The organism is Flavobacterium arabinosi, assembly GCF_048158725.1.
Lineage (GTDB): Bacteria > Bacteroidota > Bacteroidia > Flavobacteriales > Flavobacteriaceae > Flavobacterium > Flavobacterium arabinosi.
Genome location: NZ_JBLNKX010000013.1, coordinates 1 through 15,720, shown reverse-complemented (window position 1 = coordinate 15,720; position 15,720 = coordinate 1). Strand labels below are relative to the sequence as shown.

At 31.7% G+C, this 15,720-nt stretch carries 14 protein-coding genes; 11 read left to right on the top strand and 3 right to left on the bottom strand.

What is annotated here, in order from left to right:
- Window positions 1-197: 197 nt before the first annotated feature.
- Window positions 198-1,667 carry an MFS transporter gene (locus tag ACM55K_RS17335; RefSeq protein ID WP_416851587.1) on the bottom strand — a complete coding sequence of 490 codons (1,470 nt, stop codon included), beginning with the start codon at window positions 1,665-1,667 and terminating at the stop codon, window positions 198-200.
- 195 nt (window positions 1,668-1,862) lie between these two features.
- Window positions 1,863-2,564, bottom strand: coding sequence for a LytR/AlgR family response regulator transcription factor (locus ACM55K_RS17330; protein ID WP_416851586.1), 702 nt, complete (start codon window positions 2,562-2,564; stop codon window positions 1,863-1,865).
- Window positions 2,565-3,294: 730 nt separating this feature from the next.
- Between ACM55K_RS17330 and ACM55K_RS17325 the strand changes: the two genes are divergently transcribed.
- From ACM55K_RS17325 to ACM55K_RS17310, 4 genes are all read left to right on the top strand, one after another.
- Entirely contained in the window at window positions 3,295-3,438 is a 144-nt protein-coding gene (locus ACM55K_RS17325; protein ID WP_416851585.1) for a hypothetical protein, read from the top strand.
- 77 nt (window positions 3,439-3,515) lie between these two features.
- Complete coding sequence (gene nagB / locus ACM55K_RS17320) at window positions 3,516-5,453, top strand: glucosamine-6-phosphate deaminase (protein ID WP_416851583.1); 1,938 nt, start codon at window positions 3,516-3,518, stop codon at window positions 5,451-5,453.
- An 11-nt stretch (window positions 5,454-5,464) separates the two neighbouring features.
- Window positions 5,465-7,492 (top strand): beta-N-acetylhexosaminidase, encoded by a 2,028-nt coding sequence (locus tag ACM55K_RS17315; protein WP_416851581.1) that lies wholly within the window; start codon window positions 5,465-5,467, stop codon window positions 7,490-7,492.
- Between the two features lie 256 nt (window positions 7,493-7,748).
- On the top strand, window positions 7,749-9,368 hold the full coding sequence (locus ACM55K_RS17310) for an ABC-F family ATP-binding cassette domain-containing protein (RefSeq protein WP_416851579.1): 1,620 nt from the start codon (window positions 7,749-7,751) through the stop codon (window positions 9,366-9,368).
- 85 nt (window positions 9,369-9,453) lie between these two features.
- On the opposite strand, the gene ACM55K_RS17305 is transcribed toward ACM55K_RS17310, so the two are convergent.
- On the bottom strand, window positions 9,454-9,627 hold the full coding sequence (locus tag ACM55K_RS17305) for a hypothetical protein (protein ID WP_416851578.1): 174 nt from the start codon (window positions 9,625-9,627) through the stop codon (window positions 9,454-9,456).
- A gap of 361 nt (window positions 9,628-9,988) precedes the next feature.
- On the opposite strand from ACM55K_RS17305, the gene pyrR reads away from it, so the two are divergent.
- The 7 genes from pyrR (at window position 9,989) to ACM55K_RS17270 (ending at window position 15,481) form a co-directional block, all read left to right on the top strand.
- The gene (pyrR, locus tag ACM55K_RS17300) at window positions 9,989-10,528 is read left to right on the top strand and encodes a bifunctional pyr operon transcriptional regulator/uracil phosphoribosyltransferase PyrR (RefSeq protein ID WP_282716456.1); all 540 of its coding nucleotides are present in this window, start codon (window positions 9,989-9,991) and stop codon (window positions 10,526-10,528) included.
- A 54-nt stretch (window positions 10,529-10,582) separates the two neighbouring features.
- A complete protein-coding gene (locus tag ACM55K_RS17295; RefSeq protein WP_416851577.1) occupies window positions 10,583-11,509 on the top strand; it encodes an aspartate carbamoyltransferase catalytic subunit in 927 nt (308 codons plus the stop codon).
- A 74-nt stretch (window positions 11,510-11,583) separates the two neighbouring features.
- Window positions 11,584-11,916, top strand: a complete 333-nt coding sequence (locus ACM55K_RS17290; RefSeq protein WP_035672743.1) for a hypothetical protein — start codon at window positions 11,584-11,586, stop codon at window positions 11,914-11,916.
- A 98-nt stretch (window positions 11,917-12,014) separates the two neighbouring features.
- Window positions 12,015-12,920, top strand: coding sequence for a ribonuclease Z (locus tag ACM55K_RS17285; protein WP_416851576.1), 906 nt, complete (start codon window positions 12,015-12,017; stop codon window positions 12,918-12,920).
- A gap of 101 nt (window positions 12,921-13,021) precedes the next feature.
- Window positions 13,022-13,666, top strand: a complete 645-nt coding sequence (gene pdxH / locus ACM55K_RS17280) for a pyridoxamine 5'-phosphate oxidase (protein ID WP_416851575.1) — start codon at window positions 13,022-13,024, stop codon at window positions 13,664-13,666.
- 165 nt (window positions 13,667-13,831) lie between these two features.
- Window positions 13,832-14,335: a CAP domain-containing protein gene (locus ACM55K_RS17275; RefSeq protein ID WP_416851574.1), complete on the top strand. Its 504-nt coding sequence runs from the start codon at window positions 13,832-13,834 to the stop codon at window positions 14,333-14,335.
- Between the two features lie 639 nt (window positions 14,336-14,974).
- A complete protein-coding gene (locus tag ACM55K_RS17270; RefSeq protein ID WP_416851573.1) occupies window positions 14,975-15,481 on the top strand; it encodes a CAP domain-containing protein in 507 nt (168 codons plus the stop codon).
- Window positions 15,482-15,720: the final 239 nt, after the last annotated feature.

Genomic DNA, 15,720 nt, shown 5'->3' with positions numbered 1-15,720 from the left:
ACAATTTGCAATTTAAAAAACATCGAATAGTCTTTTTGGGTGCGCTTTAAATAGCGTGGTTCTTCTTGTTTTTCCATAAGGATACTTTTTGTGTATCACTATTTCAGGACGGGACAGAATTAAATATAAAAATCCCATCAACCTAGGTTGATGGGATTTTTTATTTGGTTTGTTTTTTGGTTTGTATTATATTAAAATTAGTGTCCTCCTCCTTCGCTTTCGATATGATTAATTCCTTGTCTTTTTAATATTTTAGGGCAATAAAAACCGTAGAAGCCTAAATATGCAAAACCAATAAGCGGAACAATGTAAGAGAAATGTGTCCAAGAAATGCCAAATATTCCATTTGGACTAGTACTGTCAATATCGCAAATACTTCCTTGAACCAGAGGAATTACTCCTCCTCCAAGGATCATCATAATTAAGAAAGAAGATGCTTTTCCAGTGTTTTTACCTAAACCGGCAATAGCCAAATCAAAAATTGAAGGCCACATAATAGATAAGAATAATCCACCGGAAATAAGAAAGAATTTAGCAATTTCGGTATCAGTACAAACTAATCCAATAAACATCATCAGTAGGCCAGAAAGACCAAAAAGCATTAATGTTTTGCCTGCATTTTTACCACCTATAAAGCTTACGGCAATAAATATTAATATCCAAATAGGATAAATATAAAATGCAGAAACATCATGACCAGCAAATATATTAGCTCCAATAATAACTCCAAATCCTAAAGCTGGAACAATAAATTTAAGAGCAATATTGGCTATTTTTGAGGTGTTAAAAACATTTACACCACCATTCCAACGACCAATCATTAAACTTCCCCAGTATAATGCTATAAATGGCGAAATAGCATCTTCTAAAATACTGCCAAATTCTGCAGTTTTTAATAAAGCAGGTAAATTACTAATTATTGTTACCTCGGTTCCAACATAAATAAAAATGGCTAACATTCCTAAGTATAGCTGTGGATAGTCTAAAATATTGAATTTTTCGTGCGCATGTTTAATTTCAGCTTCTTCTAGTTTTACAGGGTTTTCAATTTTAGAAAAGTTCATAAAAATGGCCACTATAATGAAAGCAAGTCCTAAAATAATGAAAGGCAATTTAATGTCTTCAAGTGAAAGTGAAGTTTTTTTATTGTCACCCATTCCGAACAAAGCGATTCCTAATAAAATAGCACCGATAGTTGTTCCAAAAGAATTTACACCTCCAGCCAAAGTCAGACGGTGGGCTCCTGTTGAGGGGCTTCCCATTTTAATAGCTAAAGGATTAGCTACAATTTGTTGAATTGAAAACCCTAAACCTACAGTAAACAAAGCGGTTAAAAAGAACGGAAAACTTTCCATTGTTGCAGCGGGAACAAATAAAAAGGAACCAATGGCAGAAATGATTAAGCCTGCAGAAAGTGTTTTTTTGTATCCAAATTTTTGTAAAACATCAAGTTTTAAGGATACTAAAAAGAAAATTATTGATCCTACAAAGTAAGCAGCATAAAATGCCCATGCCACTAATTGAGATTGTACTTGAGATAAAGTAAATACTTTTTTAAATACTGGGATTAGAATGTCGTTGGCAGACCCAACAAAACCCCAAAAGAAGAAGACGATTATTAATGAGATAAATTGTCCCCATTTGGTTTGTAAATTTTCTGAACTCATGATTGTAAATGGTTTGGTTTTTAGTTTAATTTATTTTTTTTTGCAGTAAGGTGGTAAATGTATTTGTTAAGTAAATTAAAAAAAAATTATTTAGAATAAATATTAGTAGAATTATAGAATAATCACTTTTTGTTAAAAAACGATGCTTTTTTTTTCGAAATTTCTGCTTTTTCAAATAAAATATTGAACTGGAATTTATTCTAAGATTTTACTTTTTACATCTTTACTGTAATTTCGTCCTATGGGTAAAGTGTAAGAAAGTATTTGGATTCGATTCCCTTCTATGGATTTCACCTTATCTATAGCAATGGTGTATGATTTATGAATTCTTACAAATCGGTCTAAAGGTAATTCCTCGGATAAAGAAGTTAATGATTTATGCGTAATATAGGTTTTGTCAATAGTCACGACCTTAATATATTCTTTCATTCCTTCGATAAACAGAATTTCATCGATCGTTATTTTTACCATTTTTTTATCTACTTTGATAAAAATATGGGGTTCGATTCGATGCATCTCAGTTTTAATATTATTCTTTAAATTGATTTCGGTTGAAATCCTATTGATGCATTTAATAAATCGGGGTAATGGGATTGGCTTTACTAAATAGTCTAAAACGTCTAATTCATAGCTTTCAGCAGCAAATTCCCTAAAGGCAGTGGTGATTACAATTTTAGTTTTGTACTCTATTAATCTGATCAATTCAAAACCAGTCATCATAGGCAAATTGATATCTAGAAATACGGCGTCAACGCTATTGTTATTGATAAACTCCAGTGCTTCCAGTGCATTACTAAACGTGCCAATAATTTCAAAATCTGCAAAATTGGTAAAATAATTCTGAAGGACTTTTATAGCTAATGGTTCATCATCTACTAAAACACATTTAATCTTCATTATGAATAGGTATTTGTAAACGGATGATATAATAATTGAACTTTAATTTATGTTCGAAAGTGTATAGGTTTTTGAAAATCAATTTCAATCGCTTTTTAATATTTGTTAAACCGATACCTTTTTTTGTATTTGTGCGCTGTGAAAGTACGAAATTATTCATAATTTCAAAACTGAGCATAGTTCCATTAATGACTTTACAATTAATCTTTATTTTAAGGTTCTCATTATTTAATCCACCATGTTTAAAGGCATTTTCTACAAGAGATATAAAAAGTAAAGAAGGAACTTTAATGGTATCAATATTAGAATCTATAATTCAATTTTAGACTAATTCTCTTTTATGGCTCTATTTCGTTCCCTTTCCCTAAGCCAGATTAAAGTTAAATATACCTAAGATGCTATAGCAAGCACATAAATTTAACCAATGTACATAGTTACCCAAAACCAAAAATGGTTTTAAAGTCTGATATCGAATTTATTTTTTTTTACTCACTTTTTTACTTAATAATTTATGCATTAAAATAGTGGTTCTTAATTTTTTTACAACTTTAGTCAATTTGATACTAAAAACACCTTTTAAAATAAAAAAACAGAAAATAGGTAAAAAAGCTCATTAATTGTTTGTTTGAAAAACGCATTGTTGACAAAAATATGTCGTTGGTTTAAAATAAAGAACTGTTGGTATAAATTATTTTTTTTAGAATTTTCTTAAAGATAAATTTGCACCAGAATGAGTATAAACTTTGTACAATCGGGAAAAGATGAAAATTCTGTGGGTATTAAACTAACAGGAGTTGATACTGGAGGAACTAGACTTTGGTGTGATACTATAGGAACTAACTTCAAAAAAATAAATAAAAAGAATGAAATTTAAATGGTATAAGTGATTCACACTACTTATACCATTTTAAAAAAAGCATATCTTTATAATTAGAATTAAAACAAAATAAAATGAAAAGTGCTTTAGAAATTAAACCCGACATTAGCTATAAAAGTGCCGGTAAATTTGAAGAAACTAGATTTGAAAAAATTCACAACGAAATTTTCAAAAACTCAACAGAAGCCTCTGTAATTGTAGCTCAAGAAATTGCTGAATTTATTAAATCCAAACAAGAGAAAAATAAATCTTGTGTTCTTGGTTTAGCTACTGGATCTTCACCTATAAAAGTGTATGAAGAACTAGTTAGAATGCATAAAGAAGAAGGACTTAGTTTTAGTAATGTAATCACTTTTAATTTGGATGAATATTATCCAATGACTAAAGAAAACAATCAGAGCTACCATTATTTTATGCATCAGCATCTTTTTAACCATATAGATATTAAGCCTGAAAATATTCATATTCCAGACGGAACAGTAGCCATTGAAGAGCTAAATCAATATTGTATTGATTATGAGATGAATATTAAAAATGCTGGTGGATTAGATTTTCAATTATTAGGAATTGGTCGTACGGGTCACGTAGGTTTTAATGAACCTGGATCCCACATCAATTCAGGAACTCGAATCATCACTTTAGATCACATTACAAGAGTTGATGCTTCCTCAGATTTTAATGGTATTGATAATGTTCCTAAAAGAGCCATTACAATGGGCGTTTCTACAATTCTTAGATCCAAAAGAATTGTACTAATGGCTTGGGGCCAAAATAAAGCTGATATTATAAAGAGAACCATTCAAGGCGATATCAGCTCTGAAGTTCCGGCTACTTTTTTGCAAAATCACACTAATGCTACTTTCGTTTTAGACCAATCGGCAGCTTCAGAATTAACCCGTTTTAAAACACCTTGGTTGGTTGGAGAATGCATTTGGACCCAAGAATTAAAAAGTAAAGCAATTGTTTGGCTATGCCAGAAAACAGACCAATCTATTTTAAAACTAACGGATAGAGATTACAATAATAATGGAATGTCTGATCTTTTGGCGTTGGAAGGCTCAGCTTACGATTTGAACATAAACATGTTCAATGTGCTACAACATACGATAACGGGATGGCCAGGAGGAAAGCCCAATACTGATGATACGTATAGACCCGAAAGAGCTACTCCAGCCCAGAAAAGAGTAATACTTTTCAGCCCTCATCCGGATGATGATGTGATTTCCATGGGAGGAACTTTTTCAAAATTAATAAAACAAGGACACGATGTTCATGTTGTGTATCAAACTTCTGGGAACATAGCCGTTACTGATGACGAAGCATTAAAATTTGCCGAAGTTTGCAACGATTTTGTCGGTGCCGATCAAACTAAAATTAATTTTAAAGCGGTTATCGATTTTTTAAATAATAAAAACGAAAATCAAATTGATTCGTTAGAAGTCAGAAAATTAAAAGGACTTATTAGACGCCGTGAATCTTACGCTGCCACAAGATACATCGGATTGAAAGATGAAAACATTCATTTTTTGGATATGCCTTTTTATGAAACCGGACAAGTAAAGAAAAATCCAGTAGGAGAAAAAGATGTAGCTTTAGTTGCGGCTATTATTGCCAAAATAAAACCGCATCAAGTTTTTGCAGCAGGAGATTTAGCAGATCCACATGGGACTCATGAAGTTTGTCTGAATGCAATTTTTGCTGCAATGAAACAATTGAAGTCAGAGCAATACATGAATGATTGTTGGTTATGGTTGTATCGAGGCGCTTGGCATGAATGGGACATCCATGAAATAGATATGGCAGTTCCTTTAAGTCCTGATGAAGTTATGTTGAAAAGGCATGCGATTTTATACCATCAATCTCAAAAAGACAGAGTGATGTTTCAAGGAAACGACTCCAGAGAATTTTGGGTAAGAGCTGAAGACCGTAATAAGAATACTGCAAAATTGTATGATAATTTAGGTCTTGCTGAATATGAAGCGATTGAAGCTTTTAAGCGTTTTAACTATTAACATTAAAATTTATGAAATACATTTTGATTCTATTATTTTTTGCTTTTGCAACGAATGCTCAGATACAAAAAGAACAGTTAGATCTTATGCCGTGGCCACAAAATATAAATTTGACCGCTGGTACTTTTGCTTTAAGCAAAAATTTTAAAGTAAATATTACCGGAAACCCAAATCCTAGAATTTTTATAGGAGCAACCCGCTTTTTAAGAAGATTGGACGGCAGAACAGGATTGTTCCTGGAGCAAAGTTTTTTGACAAAAGTCAACGAAAGCCTAGAAGCAGAATTGCAAATTAATTGTGTTCGCAACGGGAAAATAGAAATAAATGAAGATGAAAGTTATACACTTACGATAACTTCCAATAAAATCACGATCAATGCCACGTCCGATTTAGGTGCGTTACACGGTTTGGAAACGCTGTTGCAATTACTGCAAAATAACAGCACTTCATATTATTTTCCTACGGTTGAGATTACAGATTCTCCAAGATTTACCTGGAGAGGGTTGATGATTGACGGGGCCCGAAATTTTCAGCCGGTGGATGTTATTAAAAGAAATCTTGACGCTATGGCTGCGATGAAAATGAATGTTTTTCATTGGCATTTAGCAGATGATCAAGGATGGAGAATTGAAATGAAAAAACATCCTAAATTGAATGAATTGGCTTCGGACGGGAATTATTATACTCAGGAAGAAATCAGAAACATTGTGAAATATGCTGATCAAAGAGGGATTTTAGTTATACCGGAAATAGATGTGCCAGGTCACGCTTCGGCATTCCTTACCGCATATCCTGAAGTAGGAAGTAAAGTAAGTGATGGAAAAGTCACCTATGAAGTTCAAAGAAATTCAGGGGTTTTCAATTCGACCTTAGACCCTTCAAATCCAAAAACTTATCAATTATTAAGCGAAATTTTTGATGAAGTTTGTCCTTTATTTCCTGGGGCTTATTTTCATATTGGAGGTGATGAAAATAATGGCAAAGAGTGGAATGCAAATCCTAAAATACAGGAATTTAAGAAAAAATACAACTTGGAGAATGACCATGATTTGCAAACGTATTTTAACATGCAGTTGATTCCAATGTTGAAAAAACAGAACAAAAAACTGATGGGCTGGGAAGAAATAATGACTGAAAACATGTCTAAAGATGCCATAATACATGCTTGGAAAGGAACGAATCAAGGGCTTTCTTCTGATGGATCGTTAATAAAAGCGGCAAAAAGTGGGTTTAAAACAGTTTTGTCCAATGGCTATTATATTGATTTAATGCTTAGTGTAGAGAAACATTATTTGAATGACCCGATACCTAAAAACACTATTCTGACTCCGGAAGAAAAAGCAAGTATATTGGGAGGCGAAGCAGCAATGTGGAGCGAACTCGTAACGCCTTTAAACATAGATTCAAGGATTTGGCCACGAACAGCAGCTATTGCGGAACGATTGTGGTCTAATGAAAATGTTACCGACATGAATAGCTTGCGAAAAAGATTAAAAACAATTTCTTTCAGATTAGAAGAACTGGGAATTACGCACATTAGAAATAAAGAGGTTATTTTAAGAAATATCAGTAACAATCAAAACACAGCTGCGTTGAATGATTTTTCGAATGTTTGTGAGCCTCTGAAAAATTATAAACGTAATGGTGGAGGGAAAAAATACCGCATGCATTCTCCGTTGACCTTATTTGCCGATGCGTGTACTGCCGATGCTTTTGATGTTTTTGATTTTGATACTGCAGTAAACAATTATTTAGAAAATAAAAGTCAAGAAAATCAAACTTTGGTGACCAATTTTTTGAAAAAATGGATTACGATGAATGCTGATTTAATTGGTTTAAGTGCAAATGCTCCACTGGTGCAACCGCTTTTACCATTGTCTAAAAGTTTAAGTGATTTATCCCAGCAGCTTTTACTTAAAATTGATAAAAAACAAACGGTAAATCCAACGGTATTAAATGATTTATTAGAGCAATGTAATTCTAGAAGTCCTGCTGATGTAGAATTAGCCGTTTACAATAGTTTAAAAAAGTTGCTGTAAAAATTTCTAAAATAGATATTGAAAAAATCCAGTTTGATTAATTCTATTTTAGTTCTTGTAACTAAATAGTGGTTCTTGGTTATCGGTTTGTTTTAAAGAAGATTAATATTATAATCCTGACAATATTTTGTCAGGATTTTTTTTGATTATCCTTTTAATGTGGAGCAAAATGCAACTTATGAAAATGTGTTTTTTCGAATTAAGGAAATCAGTATTTTTTTTCGTATTTTTGCAAAAATTTTATAAAAAAATATTCATGTTAACAGTTAATAATTTATCAGTTCAGTTTGGCAAACGAATTTTGTTTGACGAAGTAAATACGACCTTCACACACGGTAATATATACGGAGTTATTGGAGCCAACGGTGCTGGGAAATCTACTTTTCTTAAAATAATTGCCGGTGAAATGGATCCTACATCAGGACATATTCATTTGGAACCAGGGAAACGTATGTCGGTTTTGAACCAAAACCATAATATGTTTGATGAGAGTACCGTTCTTGAGACCGTGATGATGGGAAATAAAACATTGTATGCCATCAAAAAAGAAATGGATGCTTTGTATTTAGATTACGACGATAAAAATGCAGATAGAATAGGAGAGTTGCAAGTGCAATTTGAAGAAATGAATGGATGGAATGCCGATTCTGATGCTGCATCGATGTTGTCAAACCTTGGTATCACAGAAGAATATCATTATACTTTAATGGGAGATTTGGAAGGAAAGATAAAAGTTCGTGTCCTTTTGGCACAAGCGCTTTTTGGAAATCCGGATTTACTTATTATGGATGAGCCTACCAATGATTTGGATTTTGAAACCATAGCTTGGTTAGAGAATTTCTTGGCAAATTATGAAAATACAGTAATTGTAGTTTCTCACGACAGACACTTTTTAGATTCCGTTTGTACACATATATCGGATATTGATTTCAGTAAAATAAATCATTATTCAGGAAATTATACTTTTTGGTATGAATCAAGCCAATTAGCAGCCAAACAACGCGCACAACAAAATAAGAAAGCTGAAGAAAAGAAACAGGAATTGGAAGAATTTATTCGTCGTTTTAGTGCGAATGTAGCCAAATCAAAACAAGCTACTTCTCGTAAAAAAATGATTAGTAAACTTAATATTTCTGAGATAAAACCTTCAAGTCGTCGTTATCCAGCGATTATTTTTGACCAAGAGCGTGAAGCAGGAGATCAAATCTTGAATGTACAGAATTTAAGTGCTTCAATTGATGGAGAAACCTTGTTTCAGGGAGTTGATTTGAATATGGCAAAAGGCGATAAAATTGTTCTTTTCTCAAAAGATTCTCGTGCAACAACAGCTTTCTATGAAATTTTAAACGGAAATAAAAAAGCAGATTCTGGAACTTATGATTGGGGAGTTACTACTAATCAAGCCTATTTACCAGTAGAAAATCATTCGTTTTTTGAGAGTGATTATTCACTAGTGGATTGGTTGCGTCAATGGGTAAAAACAGAAGAAGAACGTGATGAGGTTAACATTCGTAGTTTCCTTGGGAAAATGATTTTCTCAGGTGAAGAAGCGTTGAAAACCTGTAGAGTATTGTCTGGAGGAGAAAAAGTACGTTGTATGTTGTCTCGAATGATGATGGAAAGAGCAAATGTTTTAATGCTTGATGAACCAACGAATCACTTGGATTTAGAGTCGATTACAGCTTTTAATAATTCTTTGAAGAACTTTAAAGGATCAGTAATTTTTACTACTCATGACCATGAGTTTTCTCAAACGGTTGCTAACAGAGTTATTGAATTGACTCCAAACGGAGCGATTGACCGTTACATGACATTTGATGATTACCTAGATGATGAAAAAGTTCAGGAATTGAGAACTAAGATGTACACAGTATAATAATAATATCTATAATTTAAGAACAAAAAATATCCCGCAATTGCGGGATATTTTTTGTTTAATTGAGAATTATTATAATTTTCATCTACTTCTTTCCAAATATTTTACTAACGATAAAAATTATTATTGCAACAACGATAACAACTATAAATACACCAACACCAACACCAGCTTTGAATATACCTTCTATCACTGAACAGCTTGTAAATGAAATTAACACTATAAAAAGCATTAATAATCTTATTATTTCTTTTTTCATGATTTTATATTTTTAAAAGTTTATGTTAAAATATAAAGATACAGAATCTTAATAGTCATTTGTTACATAATTTTAGTGGTTTTTTGTGAAATTTTTGATTGTTTTTATTGAAATCCAATTTAAAATAGGATTAATAATTTATTGACAGGGGATTGAGTTTTTATAATCTAATTAGCCATTGATTTCTATCTTTTTTGTACTGAGTAGTTTAAAGTTCATAACAACGGCTGTTAGAATCTATTTGGTATAAAGCAATATGGATTTCATAGTAAATAATAAATGCAACTATTTTCTTGCTTTATAATTATAAAATCATAAATTCGAATTTGTATATTTGCAAAACCAAACAACACACTTTAACATGAGTCAAAAAGTATTACTTACTGCAAAAGAAGTTACTATCATATTACATCGTTTGGCCTGTCAGTTAATTGAAAAGCATTTAGATTTTTCAGATACTATTTTGGTGGGGATTCAACCAAGAGGCGTTTTTTTAGCGGAACGTTTGAAAGAAATATTAGAAAAAGAATACCAAACTCCTGAAATTCAATTGGGTTATCTGGATATTACCTTTTTCAGAGATGATTTTCGTAGAACGGATAAACCATTAGAAGCTAATAAAACTAAGATTAATTTTATTGTTGAAAATAAAAAAGTCATTTTCATTGACGATGTTTTATTTACGGGTCGAAGTATTCGATCTGCTTTGACTGCCATTCAATCTTTTGGAAGACCTTCAGAAATAGAACTACTGGTTTTAATAGACAGACGTTTCAGCCGTAATTTACCCATTCAACCAGATTATAGGGGAAGACAGGTAGATGCCATAAATAACGAAAAAGTGAAAGTGAGTTGGAAAGAAAATGATGGTGAAGATGGGGTGTATTTAATTACCAGTTAGACACTATTTTATTTAGAAATCTAACTATTAAAAAACTAATAATCGTAAAAAGAAATGAAAGAATTAAGCGTAAATCATTTATTAGGCATAAAGTACATCAACAAAAATGATATTGACCTAATTTTTGAAACAGCCGATCATTTTAAAGAAGTCATTAACCGACCAATTAAGAAAGTACCTTCTTTACGAGATATTACCATTGCCAATATTTTCTTCGAAAACAGTACAAGAACTAAACTCTCTTTTGAATTAGCTCAAAAACGTTTATCCGCCGATGTGATTAGTTTTTCGGCGGCACAATCTTCAGTGAAAAAAGGAGAAACATTAATAGATACTGTAAATAATATACTTTCGATGAAAGTAGATATGGTGGTGATGCGACATGCCAATCCTGGTGCAGCTTATTTTTTATCCAAAAACGTAAAAGCCAGTATTGTAAATGCAGGCGATGGAGCACATGAACATCCTACACAGGCTTTATTAGACAGTTATTCAATTAGAGAAAAATTAGGTGAAGTGGCTGGAAAAAAAGTAGTCATTGTAGGTGATGTATTGCATTCCAGAGTAGCATTGTCAAATATATATGCTTTACAAATGCAGGGAGCGGAGGTAAAAGTTTGCGGACCTAAAACCCTTATTCCAAGACATATTGAATCACTTGGTGTAACTGTGGAACCTAATTTGAGAAAAGCACTTGAATGGTGCGATGTGGCAAATATGTTACGGGTACAAAACGAAAGAATGGATGTGAATTATTTTCCATCGACAAGAGAATACGCACAGCAATATGGAGTTGATAAAACGTTGTTAGATTCACTGAATAAAGAAATCATAATCATGCATCCGGGACCTATCAATCGTGGTGTCGAAATTACCAGTGAAGTTGCTGATTCGCATCAGTCTGTGATTTTGAACCAAGTAGAAAATGGTGTAGCGATTAGAATGGCAGTTATTTATCTTTTGGCTTCAAAAATTCAGTAATTTCAAATAAAAACTTAGTAACTTAGCTACTTAGTAACCTGTCTGCCGTTACGCAGCTTCTGAAACTTAAAAAAATGAAAGTAGATCAAAAAGGCCACACAATTACAATTAAAGATACACAAGGTGATTTTACTTCTTTTTTAATGAAGGTAACGCATCAATACAAAACATTTGAAAAACATAACTTGATTATTGATCTTTTACTTTACAAAGATTTATCTACAGACAGTATAAAGTTATTTTTGCCATTATCAAAACAACATAAAAAAGGGAAAAAGTCATTTGTTATTGTCACTTCAGATTTTGATTATAATGCAGTTCCTGCTAAATTAACGGTCGTTCCTTCCTTGTTAGAAGCGCATGATATAATTGAGATGGAAGAGATTGAAAGAGAATTAGGTTTTTAAATTAGTGTATTCGGTTATTTGTTTAACCGTTTAATTGATTTAACCAAATACGCAATAACCGATTAAACGGTTAAACAAATAACCGAATACATAGAAACTTGAAATTAACGATACTTGGTTGCTTTGCCGCAACGCCTCGAACTTTTACCAATCCTACCTCACAGATTTTAGAAATAAAAAACAGACTTTTTCTGATTGATTGCGGTGAAGGAACCCAAGTGCAATTACGCAAAAACAAAATTAGGTTTTCTAAGATAAATCATATTTTTATTTCGCATTTGCATGGGGATCATTTTTTTGGATTAGTGGGCTTAGTCTCAACTTTTACTTTACTTAACAGAGTCACTGAATTACATATTTATGGACCTAAAGGGATTCAAGAAATCATTAAGTTACAATTGCGATTGTCAAATTCCTGGACTAATTACGGATTATTTTTTCATGAATTGGAATCTCTTGAAAGTGAAGTAATCTTTGAAGATGAAAAGGTTTTGGTGAAAACCATTCCATTAAAGCATCGTGTTTATACCAATGGTTTTTTATTCCAAGAAAAAATAGGGGAGCGGAAACTAAATTTAGATGCTGTTCAAAATTATGAAATTGATACTTGTTATTATCAGAAAATAAAAAACGGCAAGGACATCACTCTAGAAGATGGCAGAGTCATTGAAAACGACAAATTAACATTCGATCCTGTTCCAGCAAAAAAATATGCTTTTTGTTCTGATACAGCTTATAATGAATCCATTCTTCCGATTATTGAAAATGTAGATGTATTGTACCACGAATCTACTTTTTTGCAATCAGAAGAAAATCTGGCAAAAAAAACATTGCACTCCACTGCAAAAGAAGCTGCAATGATTGCTTTGAAATCTAATGTGAAGCAATTAATTTTAGGGCATTATTCTACAAGATATCAAAGTATCGAACTATTTAAGGAAGAAGCCGAAACAATTTTTCCGGAAGTGCTTTTAGCTGATGATGGAAAAAGTTTTGATTTTTAAATAAAGATAATTCATCTGTTGCACTATAAAATTGATACTGTATTTTTAAGATTATTCTATTTAGAACAATCTTAAAATCAAACAATCTTAAAATTAAAAAAATGAGCGATTTAAGCAATTACCGGAAATCCTACGAAAAGAGTGAGTTATCAGAATCTAATATTCCGGAAGATCCAATAAACCTATTTAATAGATGGTTTCATGAAGCAGAAGATTTTGGCGCTAATGAAGAAGTTAATGCCATGACCGTCTCTACAATTGGTTTAGATGGCTTCCCAAAGTCCAGAGTTGTTTTATTAAAAAAATTCAATGAGGAGGGATTTATTTTTTATACCAATTATAATTCAGAAAAAGGGAAGGCTATTGCCAATAATCCTAAAGTATGTCTTTCTTTTTTTTGGCACACAATGGAACGCCAGGTTATTATAAAAGGTATTGCCCAGAAAACCACTGGAGCTATTTCAGATAATTATTTTGAATCCAGACCTGATGGAAGTAAGTTGGGAGCAATAGTGTCAAACCAAAGTGAAGTAGTGCCCTCGCGAGAATATTTAGAGGAAAATCTAAAACAATTAGAAAAAGATTTTGATAGTATGGTTATTCCAAGACCGGAGTATTGGGGAGGATTTTTGGTTACTCCTTTAGAAGTTGAATTTTGGCAAGGAAGGCCTAACAGATTGCATGATAGAATTAGGTATATAAGTCAAGAAGATTTCTCTTGGAAAATTGATCGATTATCTCCATAATGTAAGAATAATATACATAAAAAAATATTTATGATGTAGTTCGTCGATTTTATTTGGTAGTTTAACGATAAAATGTGTAGTTTTAAATATAATTAAAGCACATATTTGTTAATACATTAAAGAAGTTTGCCCCACAATCTCCTTTAAACTTAAACTACTATTATTATGAAATCAAAATTACTCTATACAATATTGCTCGTTACTATAGTATTTACTTTGAATTCCTGTTCTTCTGATAGTTCTGAAGAATCAACAACAGCTGTGACAACTCAAAAGGTAGTTGACTATTCTTATAATGCTTCTGAAATAGAAACTATGAATTTAATAAATACCTACAGAGTTAGTGTAGGATTAAATCCTTTAGAAAAAATTAATCATATGTCTCATAAGTCAGAAGAGCATGACTATTATATGATTACTAATAATGTAGTTAATCATAATGATTTTGTTGCTCGTTCTGAAAATATAATCAAAGTTTTAGGTGCTAAAACTGTAAGCGAAAATATCGCTTACAATTACAGTACGCCTCAAGCTGCTTTAAATGCTTGGTTAGCTAGTCCTGGACACAAAGAAAATATTGAAGGTAATTTCACTCATTTTGGAATTTCTATAAGAGAGAATCCAGTAACGGGTAAAAAATATTACACAAATATCTTCGCGAAAATATAAGTTAATTTTTTGTTTATTTTTGGTATTAAAAGGCTGTCTTCCCCCCAAAAGACAGCCTTTTTTTGTTTGATAGATTTTTAGGACTTAGATAGCTCCTTTAATTAAAGGTCAGTTTACAATTACAATACCCAAAGACTATTTTTAAATATTAGGTTGATCTGGTTTACAGTTCTGGTTGGCAGAAAATATTGAAGGCTAATTTACTCATTTTAGTATCTCAATCTCAGAGGTTCCTGTGGTGTGTAAAAAATGGCCTGCCAATATCTTTGTAAAAATATAAGCTACTATTTTGTTTGATTATTATAATTGAAAAAGTTCTCTTCTGTCCAAAAGGTAACCTTTTCTGTTTTTGTTAGAGATTGGATTGCTGAGGATAAATTCTTTAAAATGATAAACTTTTAATTTCGAAGTGGTATTATATATGTATGCCTATTTTTTTGGGAATAAAATTAATAAAAAATAGAATTTTTTTATCAGAATGTAATAAAAGAGTTTTTTTTTTAGAATATTGTTATCTTTTTTTTAAATAACTTGATTTTTGAAGTGTTATATATACATTTACAAACGGTCAAACTATAACGATTGAAATAATTCTAAATGTATAGTTTACAACTTGTTAATTTAATCTCTTAATTCAATATGACATCAGTATTATTTCGTGCTTTGTTTCTCATTTTTACATTTTTTGCAATACCTTCTTGTTCTTCAGATAATTCTAAATTGCCAACATCAAATGCAGCTTTATCTCAAAAGATAGTCGATTATACTTATAACACTTCTGAAATCGAAACTATGAATTTGATAAACAATTACAGAGTTAGCATTGGGTTAAATTCTTTGGCGACAATTAATTATATCTCTCTGAAGTCAGAAGAGCATGATAATTACATGATTATCAATAATGTAGTTGATCATAATGATTTTATACTTCGTTCTGAAAATATTATGAATGTGCTAGGCGCCAAATCTGTAAGTGAGAATATTGCTTATAATTATAATTCTTCTCAGTCTGTTTTAAATGCCTGGTTAGCCAGTCCTGAACATAAGAAAAATATTGAAGGTAATTTTACTCATTTTGGTATCGCAATCAGAGTGGATCCGGCTACAGGTAAAAAATATTACACCAATATTTTCGCAAAAATATAAGTAAGTTTTAGATATATTATCATAAAGGCTGCCTCAGGCAGCCTTTATGATAATATATAACCTGATTAAATTGTTGATTTATAATCTCAAACCGTTTTTATAAGGCAGTAATTATAAATTCACTGCGTCTGTTGAATTGATGTTCATCCTCTGTACATTCCACATCATCAGCGCATTTGTTTACCAGCTGTGTTTCTCCGTATCCTTTACCAATTAATCTACTGGAATCGACTCCATTT

Coding starts and splice junctions, on each gene's coding strand:
- ACM55K_RS17335 (WP_416851587.1), bottom strand. CDS start 1,667: ATGAGTTCAGAAAATTTACAAACCAAATGGGGACAATTTATCTCATTA.
- ACM55K_RS17330 (WP_416851586.1), bottom strand. CDS start 2,564: ATGAAGATTAAATGTGTTTTAGTAGATGATGAACCATTAGCTATAAAA.
- ACM55K_RS17325 (WP_416851585.1), top strand. CDS start 3,295: ATGAGTATAAACTTTGTACAATCGGGAAAAGATGAAAATTCTGTGGGT.
- nagB (WP_416851583.1), top strand. CDS start 3,516: ATGAAAAGTGCTTTAGAAATTAAACCCGACATTAGCTATAAAAGTGCC.
- ACM55K_RS17315 (WP_416851581.1), top strand. CDS start 5,465: ATGAAATACATTTTGATTCTATTATTTTTTGCTTTTGCAACGAATGCT.
- ACM55K_RS17310 (WP_416851579.1), top strand. CDS start 7,749: ATGTTAACAGTTAATAATTTATCAGTTCAGTTTGGCAAACGAATTTTG.
- ACM55K_RS17305 (WP_416851578.1), bottom strand. CDS start 9,627: ATGAAAAAAGAAATAATAAGATTATTAATGCTTTTTATAGTGTTAATT.
- pyrR (WP_282716456.1), top strand. CDS start 9,989: ATGAGTCAAAAAGTATTACTTACTGCAAAAGAAGTTACTATCATATTA.
- ACM55K_RS17295 (WP_416851577.1), top strand. CDS start 10,583: ATGAAAGAATTAAGCGTAAATCATTTATTAGGCATAAAGTACATCAAC.
- ACM55K_RS17290 (WP_035672743.1), top strand. CDS start 11,584: ATGAAAGTAGATCAAAAAGGCCACACAATTACAATTAAAGATACACAA.
- pdxH (WP_416851575.1), top strand. CDS start 13,022: ATGAGCGATTTAAGCAATTACCGGAAATCCTACGAAAAGAGTGAGTTA.
- ACM55K_RS17275 (WP_416851574.1), top strand. CDS start 13,832: ATGAAATCAAAATTACTCTATACAATATTGCTCGTTACTATAGTATTT.
- ACM55K_RS17270 (WP_416851573.1), top strand. CDS start 14,975: ATGACATCAGTATTATTTCGTGCTTTGTTTCTCATTTTTACATTTTTT.